This window comes from Caballeronia sordidicola (assembly GCF_002220365.1).
GTDB lineage: Bacteria > Pseudomonadota > Gammaproteobacteria > Burkholderiales > Burkholderiaceae > Caballeronia > Caballeronia sordidicola_C.
This window is the reverse complement of record NZ_MTHB01000256.1, coordinates 26057-40809: the sequence shown is the minus strand read 5'-3', so window position 1 is coordinate 40809 and position 14753 is coordinate 26057. Positions and strand designations below refer to the sequence as shown.

Here is a 14753-nt window from a genome sequence, read left to right as displayed (position 1 = left end):
AACGCCGTCAAACAACGCTTAAGCCAAGGGCTACTGCGCACCCACAAGCCGATAGCCGACCCCGGTCTCCGTGACTATATGAACCGGCTGCGCCGGATCGAGCTCCAGCTTGTGGCGAAGGTGTCCCATATAGACACGCAGATAATGCTGGTTCTCCACATAAGCGGGTCCCCAGACTTCGCGCAGCAGTTGCTGATGCGTGATGACTCGCCCGGCGTGGCGTACCAGCGTAGTCAACAGCCTGTATTCGATTGGCGTGAGATGAATCAGTTCACCGTCACGCGTGACACGCCTTTCAGATAGATCCACCGATACCGGCCCAAACCGAACCTGCGGTGTCTCCTGCTGCCCGCCGCGGTTACGCCGTCTTAGCTGCGCACGGATTCGCGCGAGTAACTCCGACACGCCGAATGGCTTCGTCAGATAGTCGTCCGCTCCCGCATCCAGCGCTGCAACCTTGGCATCTTCGTGAGTGCGTGCCGAAAGCACGATCAATGGCTGTTCGGTCCAGGTACGTAGTTCACGAATCACATCGATACCGTCGGTATCCGGCAAGCCAAGGTCAATGACAATGAGATCCGGCAGCCGAAAAGCGGCTTCGCGCAAACCCTGCTGTCCCGTTTCAGCTTCGAACACGGTCATACCCTGCGCTTCAAGCGTGCTTCTTACGAAACGGCGAATCTGCTTGTCGTCTTCTATGACGACAATGGTCAACGTAGGCTCGCTCATGGAGTATCCGTATGCACGGCAGCGTCCGGCCCGTCGCCCTCTTCCTCAGGAAGCGCCTCGAAGGGCGGCGCCTGATCGGCCGGCAACGTGAACCAGAACCTTGCGCCCAGCATCTTCCCTTCACCATCCACCCTGTTCTCAGCGCCGATCTTTCCACCATGCGCCTCCACGATCGCCCGGCAGATTGCCAGGCCCAGACCGATCCCAGGCTTCGCGGACTCCTTCTCCCCGCGGGTAAATTTATCGAAGAGCGTTTGTTGTATGCCGGGCGGCAGGCCCGGGCCGTTATCGTCGACGCAAACCCTCACGTAGCGCTCGCCCGAGTGCTGTTCGGCCGCTGCGTGGATAGACAGCGATGAATCACGCGGCGTGTATTTGGCCGCATTCTCAAACAGGTTGGCGAGCAGCCGTTCCATCAGGACCGCGTCCAGTTGTATCAGCGGAAGGTCAGCTGGAACGCGAACCTGCACCGCGTGCCCGGCGAGGGTGCGGCGGCATACGGCAAGCGCCGCGCCGACCACCTCTTCCAACATCAACCACTGCCGGTTCAGCCGGATGCTGCCCGCCTGGAGCCGCGCCATGTCGAGCAGATTGGTCACCAGCCCGCTCATGCGCAGTGCTTCTTCGTGGATTGCGTGAACCAGTTCACGTGCGCTGTCGGCCGAAACGTTGGAAACGCGCTGCTGCTCTTCCAGCACCGAAGCGAATCCGACGATCGAGGTCAGCGGCGTGCGCAGGTCATGCGAGATGGCCGACAGCAGCGAGTTGCGCATGCGCTCCGACTCCATGTTGACCAACGCATCCTGCGCGATCTCGACGTAGTGGACACGTTCGAGCGCGAGCGCGATCTGGGAGGCGAAGGTGTCGATCATGCGTTGCTGTTCAGGGACCGCAAGCTCGGCTGCATGACCGGTGATAAGCGCCATTACACCGCGTGTACGCATCGGCGCCTTGAGCGGCAGGTAAAGCGCATTGCTGGCCGGCAGCGTGTCCGTGCCGCGTCCCGCAGGTTTTTGTTGGTCGTATACCCATTGCCCGATATCGAGGTCGAGATCGGCGGCATCGAGCGTGAATTGGGGATTGGGATCGTCGACCTTCTGACGGATTTTTTCAGCGCTGTCGGGCAGAAGAATGGCGACCTTCGCCTGGAAGATTTCGCCTACGTGGCGCGTCCCGATTTCGATGATCTGTTCGGTCATCAACGCGCCGCCCAGTTCGCGCGTCATCGCGTACATGGCGCCCGTGCGCCGCTCGCGTAACGAGGCTACGCGAGCCTGGCGCCGAAGGTTCGAAGTCAGGTGGCTGATCGTGAGCGAAGTCAGCAACATCACGAAGAAGGTGAGCAGGTACTGCGTATCTGAAACAGAAAAGGAAAGTTGTGGCGGAACAAAGAAGAAATCAAACGCCGCCACGCTCAGGAATGACAGAAGAACGCCGGGACCCCGTCCAAGTCGGACCGCTGCAAAGACCACGCCCAGCAGGTACAACATCACGAGGTTCGTGAGGTCGATATGGCGCGACAGCAGGCTCGCCAACGCCGTGATCGCGACGCCAATAGCAGCCGCAAAAAAATAGGCGTTGGGCGAGGAACGGGCTTCGTTGCGCACAGCGGCGAATACCGGGGTGCTGGCATCGCGCTCGCGGCCTTCCTTTGCTGCTTTCACGCTCACCAGCGTCACGTCAATATCGTGTGCGTGGTGCACCAACGCCTCGGCAACGGGTCGATCAAGCAGGCGGCGCCAGCCGGGCGCGTCCGACGCTCCCGCCACGATCTTGGACACATTGCGCATGCGCGCGTAGGCAACCAGCGTGGCGGCCGCGTCGGCGCCGTCAAGGGTTACCGTCTCGGCGCCCAGCTCGGACGCCAGCTTGAGCGCATCCAGCGTGCGTTTGCGCCATACGTCAGGCAGGCGCTGCAGCTTGGGTGTTTCAACATAAACCGCGAGCCAGTCCGCCTTGAGGCTCGCAGCGAGACGCGCGGCCGAGCGAACCAGCGTGGCGCTTTCTGGCCCCGGCCCGATGCACGCGATGAGTCGCTCACGGGCCTGCCAGATCCGGCTAATGGACTGATCGGCGCGATACTCGCGCATCTGCGCGTCCACGCGGTCGGCCGTTCGACGCAGCGCCAGTTCGCGCAATGCAATCAGGTTGCCCTTGCGGAAGAAATTCTTGACCGCGTTTGCCGCTTGCTGCGGCATATAGACTTTTCCGTCCCTCAACCGGTCGAGCAATTCCTCGGCTGGCAGGTCCACGAGCGTGACTTCATCGGCGAGATCGAACACGCGATCCGGCACGGTTTCCCATACCCGGATACCCGTGATCTGCCCAACGATATCGTTCAGGCTCTCAAGGTGCTGGACGTTGACGGTGGTGTACACGTCGATACCGGCGTCGAGCAACTCATACACGTCCTGCCACCGCTTAAGGTGACGGGCACCCTGCACGTTCGAATGCGCGAGTTCGTCGACAAGAATCAGTTGCGGCTTGCGTGCAAGCGCGGCGTCGAGATCGAATTCGGGCAGCTTCCGGTCGCGATATTCGTACAGCGTCAGCGGTACGGCATCCAGCCCCTCCACGAGCGCAAGCGTCTCCTTGCGGCCGTGTGTCTCGACAATCCCGACGACCGTGTCGACCCCTTCCTCACGGCGACGGTGCCCAGCTTGCAACATGGCATAGGTCTTCCCCACACCAGCCGAAGCACCGAAGAAAATCTTCAGCCTGCCGCGCTGCTTTTTCTCTTCGTCACGCTGGATCTTGTCGAGCAGCTCGTCGGGATCGGGGCGGTCCATCAGCTTGCGGGCTTCAGTTCGTCAAGCGCCAGGTTCAGCTTCAGCACGTTCACGCGGGCCTCGCCAAGAATGCCGAACTGACGGCCGCTCGTTGCGCGTTGAACCAGTGCATCGACGTCGTTGTGCGACAGCTTGCGGGCCTTGGCGACGCGGTCGATCTGATAGGCGGCAGCGGCCGGGCTGATCTCGGGATCGAGGCCACTGCCTGAGGACGTGACGAGGTCAACCGGTACCGGCGCCGTATTCGTTGGGTCCGCATCGTGCAACGCGCTGATGCGTCCTTTCACTTCATCGGCGAGCGCCGGGTTCGTCGGGCCAAGGTTCGAAGCACTCGAACCCTGCGGGTTATAGGGGTTCGGCGAGGTTGCCGAGAGGCGGCCCCAGAAATAGCCAGGTGCATCGAATTGCTGACCCAGCAGTTCCGAGCCGACCAGCTTGCCGTTCTTCTCGATCAGGCTACCATTTGCCTCGGTCGGAAAGGCGGCATGCGAGACTGCAGTAACCACGATCGGATACACCAGCCCGGTCACCACGGTCAATGCCGCGAACAACACGAGCACAGGACGAAGGATATTTTTCATGATGATTCAATCCAGTTAGATTGTTATAAGACCGAAGGTGGCAGCCGCCGGGTATGCCTCAGGCAAACCCGGCTCACGCTGCTTGGTCGGTCAGGCCCAGCCACACGCCGTCAGAATCATGTCGATGATCTTGATGAACGGGAACGGCAGCAAGATCCCGCCGAGGCCATACACCAGCAAATTGCGGCGCAGCAATGCCGCGGCACCGAGCGGCCGGTACTTCACGCCCTTCAGTGCCAGCGGGATCAGGAACACGATGATCAGCGCGTTGAAGATCACGGCGGACAAGATGGCGGACGAAGGCGACGTCAAATGCATGATGTCGAGCACACGCAATTGCGGGTACGTCGATGCAAACGCGGCCGGGATAATGGCGAAGTACTTGGCCACGTCATTGGCGATAGAAAACGTCGTCAGCGAGCCGCGCGTCATCAGCATCTGCTTGCCGATCTCGACAATCTCGATCAGCTTGGTCGGATTCGAATCGAGATCGACCATGTTGCCGGCTTCCTTCGCCGCCTGCGTGCCGGTGTTCATTGCCACGGCCACGTCGGCCTGCGCCAGCGCCGGTGCGTCGTTGGTGCCGTCGCCCGTCATCGCAACCAGCCGCCCTTCTGCCTGGTAACCACGGATGGTCGCCAGCTTCGCTTCGGGCGTAGCTTCCGCGAGGAAGTCGTCAACACCCGCTTCGGCCGCAATCGCCGCAGCAGTCAGACGGTTATCACCCGTCACCATCACGGTCTTGATACCCATCTTGCGGAGCTCGGCAAAGCGCTCCTTGATGCCGCCCTTGACGATGTCCTTCAGCTCGATCACACCGAGGACACGCGCACCTTCTTCTTCGCGCCGGTCGGCGACGACCAGCGGCGTGCTGCCGCGACGCGCGATTTCATCGACCGCATTCGATACTTCCTGCGGATAACGGCCGCCATGACGCTCGACATACGTCTTGACCGCGTCGGCTGCGCCCTTGCGGATCTCACGATCGGGCAGGTCGACGCCGCTCATGCGCGTCTGTGCCGTGAAGCCCAGGAAGGTCGCATGGAGGGTTGCCATCTCGCGTTGGCGAATGTTGAAGCGCTGCTTGGCGAGCACGACGATACTGCGCCCTTCAGGCGTTTCGTCAGCCAACGACGACAGCTGGGCAGCGTCGGCCAGATCCTGCTCCGAGAGACCTGGAGCGGGTACGAAGCTGGATGCCTGACGGTTGCCCAGCGTGATCGTGCCGGTCTTGTCGAGCAACAGCACGTCGACGTCACCCGCTGCTTCCACTGCACGGCCGGAAGTCGCGATCACGTTCGCCTGCATCATCCGGCTCATACCGGCCACACCGATGGCAGACAACAGTCCGCCGATGGTGGTCGGAATCAGGCAGACCAGCAAGGCGGCCAGCGCGGTGATCGTCACCACGTGACCGGCCTTCACTGCGCCGACCGAGAACATAGAGAACGGCAGCAGCGTGGCAGTCGCGAACAGCAGCACCAGGCTCAGTGCGACGAGCAAGATGGTCAACGCGATTTCGTTAGGCGTTTTTTGACGCTTGGCGCCTTCCACCATCGCAATCATGCGGTCGAGGAACGCCTCGCCGGGATTGACCGTCACGCGCACCACGATCCAGTCCGACAGTACACGGGTACCCCCTGTGACCGCGGTAAAGTCGCCACCCGATTCGCGGATCACCGGAGCGGATTCGCCCGTGATCGCGGACTCGTCGACTGAGGCCACGCCGTCGATTACCTCGCCGTCCGCCGGGATGACGTCACCCGTTTCGACCAGCACGATATCGCCCTTGCGCAGCTCCGTTGCCGTTGTAATGCGCAACGACGACTTCGGATTCGCCGACTCGAGCTTCTTCGCCATCACGTCGCGCTTGGCGCTGCGCAGCGACGCCGCCTGCGCTTTCGAGCGACCCTCGGCCAATGCTTCGGCGAAGTTGGCGAACAGCACCGTGAACCACAGCCACAGCGAGACTGCGAGAATAAATCCTGCCGGCGCTTCAGCCTGGCCCGAGAGGGCCGCGACCCATAACACCGAGGTCAGGATACTGCCGATGTAGACGCAGAACATCACCGGGTTACGCAACTGCGTACGCGGGCCCAGTTTCCTGAACGAGTCCACAATCGCCGGCATGACGATGGCGGGGTCGAACATCGAACGGGCTGCCGAGCGTGAATTGCCACTCGACTCCGGCGCCTTCTCCGGTGCCTTGTTCGGCGTTTTCACTGGCGGTTTGACAATTGTGTTCATACTTTCCTCTGTATCAGTGACCGCTTATTTGCCCGAGAGCATCATCAGATGCTCGACCACGGGACCCAGCGCAAGCGCGGGTACATACGTCAGTGCACCAACCAGCACGACTGTGCCGAGCAGCAACACGACGAACAGCGGACCGTGGGTCGGCAAGCTGCCGGCCGTAGTGGCAATACGCTTTTTAGCGGCAAGCGCACCGGCAATGGCCAGCACCGGGATGATCGAACCGAAGCGGCCGAACCACATGGCAATGCCGGTCGAGATGTTGTAGAACGGCGTGCTTACCGTGAGGCCCGCGAAGGCGCTGCCATTATTGTTGGCGGCGGAGCTATAGGCGTAGAGAATCTCGGAGAATCCGTGCGGCCCGGGGTTCGATATACCCGCTTGCCCCGCTGCCGTCAGCACGCCAATCGACGCACCAAGCAGCACCAGGAACGGCGTCAGCAACACGACGATCGCCACCATCTTCATCTCGTACGACTCAATCTTCTTGCCGATGTATTCAGGCGTTCGGCCAATCATCAGGCCGGCGACGAATACCGCGAGCATGGCGAAGACCAGCATTCCGTATAAGCCCGACCCCACGCCGCCGAAGATCACTTCACCAAGCTGGATCAACAACAGGGGTACGAAGCCGCCCATCGGCGTCAGCGAGTCATGCGCGTTGTTCACAGCACCGCAGGAAGCCGCCGTGGTGGCGACCGTGAAGATGCCCGACTGCGCAATACCAAAGCGTGTTTCCTTGCCTTCGGTGTTGCCGCCTGACTGCATCGCTGATGCGCTTTGATCCACATGCAGTGACGTGAACAGCGGATTGCCGGCCTGCTCGAATGAGATTTCACCCCAGCATGCGATGGTGAACGCGATGGTCATCGCAGCGAGGATGGCGTAGCCCTGCCGCCTGTCGCCCACCATGCGTCCGAACACCACGCACAGCGCCGCCGGAATGACGAGCATGGCGATCATCTGGACGAAGTTGGAGAACGGCGTCGGGTTTTCGTACGGATGCGCGGAGTTGGCGTTAAAGAACCCGCCGCCATTCGTGCCGAGCATCTTGATCGCTTCTTGCGAGGCAACCGGGCCCATGGCGATCGTCTGCTTGTCGGCCTTGTTGTCCACCATCACCGGATTGCCCTTGGCATCCTTGACCGGATTGCCCTGCGCATCTGTCTTCGGCGTCTGGTAAGTCGTCACTTGAAGCGTGGCGACGTCCTGGTACGACTCGAAGTTCTGGATCGCGCCCTGGCTCACGAACACCAGCGCGATCACCGTCGCCAGCGGCGCGAGGATGTACAGCGTGATACGCGTCAGGTCGACCCAGAAGTTGCCGATTGTCGTTGCCGTATGACGTGCGAAGCCGCGAATCAGCGCGACGACAACGGCAATGCCGGTCGCGGCCGAGAAGAAGTTCTGCACGGTCAGGCCGACCATCTGCGAGAGATAGCTCGCGGTCGACTCAGGCGTGTAGTCTTGCCAGTTCGTGTTGGTCACGAAGCTGACCGCCGTGTTGAACGCGGCGTCCGGGGTCATGGCACCGAAGGCCTGCGGGTTGGACGGCAACCACTGTTGCAAGCGCATGAATCCGTACACGACGAGCACGCCGAGTGCGTTGAACGCAAGCACGGCGAATGCGTAGTGCTTCCACGACATTTCCGACTTTTCGTCTACGCCGGCAAGCTTGTAAAGCAGCGCTTCGACTGGACGGCCGATGCGTCGAACAACGACAGACGAGCCATCGAGGACGGAGGTCATGTATCGACCGAGCGGAATCGCAAGCGCGATCAGCACGACGATATAAAGGCCCGTTTGAAATACGGTATTGGCGTTCATTCCAGATCCTCCGCACGCAATAGTGCGTACACGAGGTACACGAACAAGAGCAGAGTCGAAGCACCTGCCAGCAACAGCATCCAGGTGGTCATGGACGACCTCCCGGGGCGCGACGCAATTTGTCGCAACCGATGGTCAGGGCCGCGCACACTGCCCAGAAGGCGATGATGCCGGCGATATATAGCAGGTCCATTGTTTTGATCTCCCGTAGCGGATTTGGACGTGCTGAAGGTTAGTTGATCGCGCGTAAACGACCGGAAAAGAGAACTGCCGGGGATATAAAGAAAGTGTAAAGACGCTGGGGAGTCAGGCGGGGCGTGGGGGCGTTTGAAGGGCTTGCGGATTTATCTGCGCGTGAAGCCGAGCCGGGTGCCCGGTCCGATGTAGCGCCTTGGCGGGCACGGCACTACCGATGAAGACTCAACACAGGAATAAGACGGGCGCGCTGGCGTACGCGCCGATGGTGCGTGGATGAACAGGGCGTTAGCCCATTGGAAGCAAATATGCAAACCGTCAATATTCACGACGCCAGGACGCATTTGTCGAGGCTTGTCGATGCTGCAGCAAGTGGCGAATAAATTATTATTGTGAAGGCTGGCAAGCCCGTTGCCAGCCTTCTGGCCCATTCAGGATAACCGGGCTTTGCGCCGTTTCGGTGGTTCAACCAGGCCGGATTAAAACACCGCGCATGGTCAATCCGGATTCGGTGCGTACACGGGGGCACGATCCGCAAAATAAAGCTCATGCGGCGAACGTCCGGGTGCGATGGTGTCGATCAGCTTGCGGCTGTTGAGATCGATCACGCCAACGTCGCGCGCAAAACGGAAGGTCACCCAAAGCGTCTTGCGATCGGCGGACAATTCCATGTCATCGGGGCCCAAAGATCAGATCATTCGATACCGAGTCGGCGACCATGAGCGAATTGCCATCCGGCGTCACCATCAAGTGATGGGGTTCCTTGCCTGTCGGCTCGGTCCCAACGACCTTTCGGTTCGCTTCGTCGATCAAGCTGAACTGCGCCTCACCGGAGTCGAGCACGATGACTTTGGAAGTGGCCGGCGGCTCTGCTAAAGCGAAATGATGGAAAAGCAAGGTAACAACCGCCGTTATCGAAAGGTTTCTGATTGCAGTGCTAAGCACATTGAAAGGAATAACAACGAGAATGCCCAAAAAGGCTAAAACTGTGCTCTGATTGCTTAACGCGCTAATTTGCTGTCGGGCTAAGCAATTAAATGCACTGCATGTGATGCCGCAATGACGACCTTAATCCGGTTCGCGCAGAGCAACCCATTATCTTTAACGTATTGAGTCAAGCAATGGATGACCGTGTCCGCGCTGAAACTAGCCGATCGATGAGCGACAGTACGACACTCGCCATGCGCGATGTGCTGGAAGGCCGCCGCACGGGCTGGTCGGTGCTCCTGCCCTTTGCCGGACCGGCGGTGGTGGTCTCCGTGGCTTATATGGACCCGGGTAATTTCGCGACCAATATCCAGGCCGGCGCGCGATACGGGTACGGATTATTGTGGGTTGTGCTGCTGGCAAACGTCATTGCCATGTTATTCCAGTCACTTTCCGCAAAACTGGGAATTGTCACCGGACGCAATCTCGCGGAGTTATGCAGGGATCATTTACCCAAACCGCTCGTTTATGTGATGTGGGCCGTCAGCGAAGTCGCGGCCATGGCCACCGACCTGGCCGAGTTCCTGGGCGGCGCAATCGGCCTGAGTTTGCTTTTTCACATGCCGCTGCTGATCGGCATGATCGTCACGGCAATCGTGACGTATGGCTTGTTGTTCTTCGAGAAAGCGGGATACCGGCCGCTGGAGTTGATCATTGGCGCGCTGGTCGGCATCATCGGCTTGTCTTACCTCGCGGAGCTCTTCATTGCGCCGGTAGCCTGGGGCCAGGTCGGACTGCATCTGTTCAAGCCGGACTTACCCGATGCGCAAGCGGTGACCATAGCGGTGGGTATTGTCGGCGCGACGGTCATGCCGCACGCGCTCTTCCTTCATTCGGGACTCACCCAGGGCCGCCATCCCCCCAAGACTGAAGGCGAACGCAAAAGGCTGCTCACGTTCTCAAACCTGGAAGTGATCATTGCGCTGACGATTGCGGGCATGATCAACATGGCCATGGTCATCATGGCGTCCGGCGCGTTTCACTCGGGTCATCCGGAAGTGGCCGAGATCGAGACCGCCTATCACACGCTCGCACCGCTACTGGGTATTGCCGCTGCGGGCATTTTCCTGCTGTCGCTGATCGCGTCGGGCATTTCCAGTTCAGTCGTGGGAACCATGGCCGGTCAAATGATCATGCAGGGGTTTGTCGGCTTTCGCATCCCGCTATGGCTGCGTCGCGCGATTACGATGGTGCCGAGTTTCGTCGTGGTCTGGCTGGGCGTGAATGCTACGCAGGCGCTGGTCATGAGTCAGGTCGTGCTCAGTCTCGCGCTGCCTTTTCCCATGGCGGCACTCGTTTGGTTCACGTGCCGGACCGATGTCATGGGCTCGTACAAGAACCGGACACTAGTCAAATTCGTGGCCATTGTGGCGGCCTTCGCGGTGTTGTCCCTCAACGTAATCCTCTTGCTGCAAACATTCGGCGTGGACATTCCTGGCCTGCCAAGCGCCTGAGCGCCTAACGCCCCGCGTGAGGCAATACTCCTGAACATGTACCTGCAGTACGACCTCAAACGTCTCTTCAGGCACCTTTAGGCCGCGTGATAATTATTGCGTTTTGAATTGATTAACGCGTGGCATAATCGGCGCCATATCATCGACTGTCCGGTGCTGATCACAGCATGTTTCGCCGCCGCCTAAAGAAGATCGGAAGTATCCTGGGATTGCTAGCAATCCTGATGACTTCGATCGCGCCGACAATATCGCATGCGCTAGCCGCGCACGACCGGCTAGGGCAAGCACTGAGCACGTATTGTTCAGCGGACCCGGCCTTTAGTGAACCGGGGAATGCAGACCCCTCCTCACACCCCGGCGCACTGCATTGGCAGGCTTGCGCTTACTGCGGCCTGCTCGCGCACTTCCCCATCCTGACCGGTTCCACGGTGGCCTTTGCCGCCGCCGTGTCGGTGACCAGTGCTCCGCTTCCCGTGGTACGCGCGGCCGTTCGCGCGGTGCCGCTTTTCATTGCCGCCCAACCTCGCGCGCCTCCTGTCGTTTCCTGATCACTGACTCATTTCGTGCCTATCATTCGCGCGGCTCACAGCTGCGCGATGCCGTCGCGTGCCAGACACGACAGCGTTCGATAGCGCGCTCACAACGATCATGACAAAGGAATCACAATGCGTACGCTTCTCAAGCGGCACGCGGCGCCTGCACGCGCCGCGCTTATGTGGGCGGCCGGTGCCGCCTGCCTTGCAGGTTCACCCGGCACCTGGGCACATGCGGTGGTCGGCGATCGGGTCTTCCCCGCCACGATGGCCGTGGACGACCCTGGCGTTGGCGATGAGTTCGACTTCCAGTACGGCCACATCAAGAGCCCGACGGACGACGGTGACAACATGAACGTCAACACCGCCTCGTTCGAATGGGACAAGCTGATTACGTCGAATCTGGCGTTCAGCATTGCCAGCGCCTACGTCACGCAGAACGCGCCCAACGGCGGTTCCGCAAAGGGCTTCGACAACATAACGCTTGGCCTCAAATATCTGGCCTATTCCAACGCTCGCCATGAGTTCATGGCATCGGTCGGCGTGAACACCGAACTGGGCGGCACAGGCGCTCGCGCGATTGGCGATTCGTCTTCCACCATCACGCCAACAGTCTATTTCGGCAAGGGCTTCGGCGACCTTCCCTCGAGTCTCGGCATCCTGAAACCATTCGCAATCACGGGTGAAATCGGACCTAACCTGACGACATCGCGATCATCACCGAACTCGCTCGACTGGGGCACGACGCTGCAGTACAGCATTCCGTATCTGCAGCAGCAGGTGAAAGACCTCGGCTTGCCGCAGCCGCTCGCCAACCTGATTCCGGTGGTCGAATTCCCGATGAACACCTGCACGGCGGGTCCGTGTTCCGGCCATACGACAGGAACCATCAATCCCGGTTTCATCTGGCTCAACCGCTATGGTCAGCTAGGTATCGAAGCGCAGATCCCGGTCAATCGCGCGACGGGCAACCACGTCGGGATCCTGCTGCAGGCACATCTGTATTTCGACGATATCTTCCCTAACTCTGTCGGCAAGCCACTCTTCAATCCATGAAAATCGCTCTTTTGAACTCCGCCACCGTGCGTACGTTAGTTGCTGCAGCCGCTCTCGCGAGTGCACAACTCGCTCAAGCGCACGCCTATCCACAGCATCAGGAGCCGGGCGCTGGAGCCACCGTGTCGACTTCGCAAAAGGAAGTGGCGGTCGAGTTCGACGACGGACTCGAACCCGCCTTCAGTTCGATCGCCGTGACCGATGCGCAGGGCAAGCCTGTCACCAGCGCAAAGTCAGTCGTCGATCCGGCGGACAAGAAACATATGTCGGTTGCGCTGAATGCGTTGACGCCCGGTGTCTATTCGGTCGCCTGGGTTGCCGTCGCCGACGACGGGCATCGCACCCAGGGGCATTACAGTTTCACGGTCAAGTAGCTAAGGACCGACCGCCGTCGCGAGTCACGCGAATGCGTGACTCGCGACGGCCGAACGGGCCGTGCTGCAATCATGTGCACCAGGCGAGGCAGCAGCCTTGGATAGCGCTCAACCGATCTCAGTTATGCCCCACGCCCTTAAAGAACGTGTAGCAAAACACGCCATCGTCTTGAGTGGTCCGATGCAGATCCCGGACACCGTCATCGAAATCTTCAGGCTTGATCAGGCCGGCCGATATTGCCGATGTACGCACGCCCTCGATCATTGCGGTGAAGGTCTTCCGTGTGAATCCGTCCACCAGATCGGGCCGGCTCGAGTCCGCGTACACCACGCGCGGCGACACGTGAACCTGGTTGAAACCTGCGGCGTTCATCAGCGGATATAACTGCCTGCCGATAAGCGCGTTGCCGCCCGCTTGCTGTTGCAACGAGATTTGGCACTGGATGGCGGCCCGGGCCGCAGGGCTGTCCGGATAGAAATAGGTCGAACCGTGATCCCCTTCAATGACCGTGATAGTGCCGCCCGGCTTGAGCAAACGCTTAAGCCGCATGAGCGCTTCCATCGGCTGTCCGAGATGCTCCAGCACGAAGCAGACAAAAACGTGGTCGAAAGACTCAGGTTCGAACGGCAGCGAAAAGATATCGGCTTGCTGGAACGTGACGTTCGTCAATCCGGCCGCGCGGATTTTTTGTTGCGCTGCGTCGATAGACTGAGAACTGATGTCGATAGAAGTAAATCGAGCGGCCGGGCTGCGCGCGGCTAGCGTAACCGTCTGCGCACCAACGCCGCATCCGGCCTCCAGCACGGTCTGCCCCGCAGGATAAACCGTATCGGAGTGCAGCAGGTCAGTGAGCGTTCGCGCCTGGTTTTGCAGGCGTTCGTTCTCGTTCCACTGATAACCGTGTACATACGCTTCCATGAATCCAGACCTCCTTCAAGTAGGTGGCCCAGTGTCACGAATACTCTGGCCCTCGTCTTGAACGTTATTGCAGTGCGCGCAAGGTAACTTTCTGCCACGCACCAGGCGTGAATCCAAAATGACGGATAAAAAGCCGGTTCATGTGGCTTTGATCCGCGAAGCCACAAGCGGCAGCCGCTTGCGCCAGGCTAAGTCCGTTGCGAATCAAACCACGCGCCCGCTCGGTGCGCTGTTGCAGCAGCCACGCATGGGGCGGTATGCCATACGTTTTTTCGAAGCGGCGCAGCACCTGGTATTTACTCAGGCCGGACGTGGCGGCTAGTTCAGCGAGCGTTGGCGGATTAAGCAGGTCATCGCCCAGCCGCTCGCGAACCCGTCTCAGGTCAACCTCGATTTCCCGGGCAGGCGGAGTTGTCGAATGGAAGTTCAACAAGAGCGCGCAGGTCTGGACCAGGGATTCTTCACACGCGAGAACATGGGTGTCGGTCGGCGGCTGCCCGGCGCCGCCATTCTCCACGCGCCGAAACAGTTCTCGCAGCGCCGCACGGAGTCGCGCGTCCTCTATGACAGGACGCGTGAGCGCCACGTCCGCGCCAGCGCGAGACTGAGGATCGCCCAACATGGAAGCGATGACCGCGGGCTCCAGATACACCATGCGCCAGCGACGCGATGCGCCGCCAATCGGGCGGCCGTCATGCACTTCACCGGGGTTGGTCGTGATCAGGTCGCCTGCGTGGGCCTCGACCTGTCCTTGACCGCTAGCGGAGCTTTGCGCACCGCTCTCCAGTAGCCCGAGACCGTAGGTTGCGTGCCAGTGTTTGCCGTAGTGGCGAGCGCTGTTGATATCCGTGCAATAGACATCTGCCCAGGGCGAGCCGAAAACCCGACAGGTGTGATCTGGAGTGATCTTCATGTCTCGAAGACTATCGCAAGTTGAGCGGCAATTGAACGGCGAGTCAAAGAGACAACATGGCGAACCGCCCGCTACCAGCAGCGAGGCGAATTCAAGCCGGGTTTACCAGAAACGAAATAATAGTTACATCGAAAGATACGATC

General features: G+C 60.2%; 13 protein-coding genes and 1 pseudogene. 4 read left to right on the top strand and 10 right to left on the bottom strand.

Features of this window, described 5'->3' with window-relative positions:
• Window positions 1-30 precede the first annotated feature (30 nt).
• The 8 genes and pseudogenes from kdpE to BSU04_RS49005 all read right to left on the bottom strand — a co-directional run bounded on the left by kdpE (window position 31) and on the right by BSU04_RS49005 (window position 9217).
• Complete coding sequence (kdpE, locus tag BSU04_RS36110) at window positions 31-729, bottom strand: two-component system response regulator KdpE (RefSeq protein WP_089165020.1); 699 nt, start codon at window positions 727-729, stop codon at window positions 31-33.
• On the bottom strand, window positions 726-3518 hold the full coding sequence (locus tag BSU04_RS36105; RefSeq protein WP_089165019.1) for a sensor histidine kinase: 2793 nt from the start codon (window positions 3516-3518) through the stop codon (window positions 726-728). The genes kdpE and BSU04_RS36105 overlap by 4 nt, the downstream gene beginning before the upstream one ends.
• Window positions 3518-4099, bottom strand: coding sequence for a potassium-transporting ATPase subunit KdpC (gene kdpC, locus BSU04_RS36100; protein ID WP_089165018.1), 582 nt, complete (start codon window positions 4097-4099; stop codon window positions 3518-3520). The genes BSU04_RS36105 and kdpC overlap by 1 nt, the downstream gene beginning before the upstream one ends.
• Before the next feature lie 90 nt (window positions 4100-4189).
• Entirely contained in the window at window positions 4190-6250 is a 2061-nt protein-coding gene (kdpB, locus tag BSU04_RS36095) for a potassium-transporting ATPase subunit KdpB (protein WP_089165193.1), read from the bottom strand.
• 120 nt (window positions 6251-6370) lie between these two features.
• Complete coding sequence (gene kdpA / locus BSU04_RS36090) at window positions 6371-8179, bottom strand: potassium-transporting ATPase subunit KdpA (RefSeq protein WP_089165017.1); 1809 nt, start codon at window positions 8177-8179, stop codon at window positions 6371-6373.
• Window positions 8176-8271: a potassium-transporting ATPase subunit F gene (locus tag BSU04_RS36085; RefSeq protein ID WP_035566418.1), complete on the bottom strand. Its 96-nt coding sequence runs from the start codon at window positions 8269-8271 to the stop codon at window positions 8176-8178. The genes kdpA and BSU04_RS36085 overlap by 4 nt, the downstream gene beginning before the upstream one ends.
• A gap of 600 nt (window positions 8272-8871) precedes the next feature.
• Window positions 8872-9060 (bottom strand): annotated as a pseudogene (locus BSU04_RS49010) (YncE family protein); the annotation flags it as partial.
• The gene (locus tag BSU04_RS49005; RefSeq protein ID WP_373452908.1) at window positions 9047-9217 is read right to left on the bottom strand and encodes a YncE family protein; all 171 of its coding nucleotides are present in this window, start codon (window positions 9215-9217) and stop codon (window positions 9047-9049) included. The pseudogene BSU04_RS49010 and the gene BSU04_RS49005, both read right to left, overlap by 14 nt.
• A gap of 278 nt (window positions 9218-9495) precedes the next feature.
• On the opposite strand from BSU04_RS49005, the gene BSU04_RS36070 reads away from it, so the two are divergent.
• The 4 genes from BSU04_RS36070 (at window position 9496) to BSU04_RS36055 (ending at window position 12778) form a co-directional block, all read left to right on the top strand.
• Window positions 9496-10815 carry an Nramp family divalent metal transporter gene (locus BSU04_RS36070; protein WP_089165016.1) on the top strand — a complete coding sequence of 440 codons (1320 nt, stop codon included), beginning with the start codon at window positions 9496-9498 and terminating at the stop codon, window positions 10813-10815.
• A 167-nt stretch (window positions 10816-10982) separates the two neighbouring features.
• Window positions 10983-11363 carry a DUF2946 domain-containing protein gene (locus BSU04_RS36065; RefSeq protein ID WP_089165015.1) on the top strand — a complete coding sequence of 127 codons (381 nt, stop codon included), beginning with the start codon at window positions 10983-10985 and terminating at the stop codon, window positions 11361-11363.
• Between the two features lie 117 nt (window positions 11364-11480).
• Window positions 11481-12404 carry a hypothetical protein gene (locus BSU04_RS36060; RefSeq protein WP_089165014.1) on the top strand — a complete coding sequence of 308 codons (924 nt, stop codon included), beginning with the start codon at window positions 11481-11483 and terminating at the stop codon, window positions 12402-12404.
• Window positions 12401-12778 carry a copper resistance CopC family protein gene (locus BSU04_RS36055; protein ID WP_089165013.1) on the top strand — a complete coding sequence of 126 codons (378 nt, stop codon included), beginning with the start codon at window positions 12401-12403 and terminating at the stop codon, window positions 12776-12778. Before BSU04_RS36060 ends, BSU04_RS36055 begins: the two co-directional genes overlap by 4 nt.
• 118 nt (window positions 12779-12896) lie before the next feature.
• Here the strand turns inward: BSU04_RS36055 and BSU04_RS36050 are convergent, their stop codons facing one another.
• The gene (locus BSU04_RS36050; protein ID WP_089165012.1) at window positions 12897-13697 is read right to left on the bottom strand and encodes a methyltransferase domain-containing protein; all 801 of its coding nucleotides are present in this window, start codon (window positions 13695-13697) and stop codon (window positions 12897-12899) included.
• Between the two features lie 64 nt (window positions 13698-13761).
• On the bottom strand, window positions 13762-14610 hold the full coding sequence (locus tag BSU04_RS36045) for an AraC family transcriptional regulator (protein ID WP_089165011.1): 849 nt from the start codon (window positions 14608-14610) through the stop codon (window positions 13762-13764).
• Window positions 14611-14753: the final 143 nt, after the last annotated feature.

Bases quoted from the DNA above. Each gene is read 5' to 3' on its own strand.
- kdpE (WP_089165020.1), bottom strand. From the start codon at position 729: ATGAGCGAGCCTACGTTGACCATTGTCGTCATAGAAGACGACAAGCAG.
- BSU04_RS36105 (WP_089165019.1), bottom strand. From the start codon at position 3,518: ATGGACCGCCCCGATCCCGACGAGCTGCTCGACAAGATCCAGCGTGAC.
- kdpC (WP_089165018.1), bottom strand. From the start codon at position 4,099: ATGAAAAATATCCTTCGTCCTGTGCTCGTGTTGTTCGCGGCATTGACC.
- kdpB (WP_089165193.1), bottom strand. From the start codon at position 6,250: ATGTTCGACCCCGCCATCGTCATGCCGGCGATTGTGGACTCGTTCAGG.
- kdpA (WP_089165017.1), bottom strand. From the start codon at position 8,179: ATGAACGCCAATACCGTATTTCAAACGGGCCTTTATATCGTCGTGCTG.
- BSU04_RS36085 (WP_035566418.1), bottom strand. From the start codon at position 8,271: ATGACCACCTGGATGCTGTTGCTGGCAGGTGCTTCGACTCTGCTCTTG.
- BSU04_RS36070 (WP_089165016.1), top strand. From the start codon at position 9,496: ATGGATGACCGTGTCCGCGCTGAAACTAGCCGATCGATGAGCGACAGT.
- BSU04_RS36065 (WP_089165015.1), top strand. From the start codon at position 10,983: ATGTTTCGCCGCCGCCTAAAGAAGATCGGAAGTATCCTGGGATTGCTA.
- BSU04_RS36060 (WP_089165014.1), top strand. From the start codon at position 11,481: ATGCGTACGCTTCTCAAGCGGCACGCGGCGCCTGCACGCGCCGCGCTT.
- BSU04_RS36055 (WP_089165013.1), top strand. From the start codon at position 12,401: ATGAAAATCGCTCTTTTGAACTCCGCCACCGTGCGTACGTTAGTTGCT.
- BSU04_RS36050 (WP_089165012.1), bottom strand. From the start codon at position 13,697: ATGGAAGCGTATGTACACGGTTATCAGTGGAACGAGAACGAACGCCTG.
- BSU04_RS36045 (WP_089165011.1), bottom strand. From the start codon at position 14,610: ATGAAGATCACTCCAGATCACACCTGTCGGGTTTTCGGCTCGCCCTGG.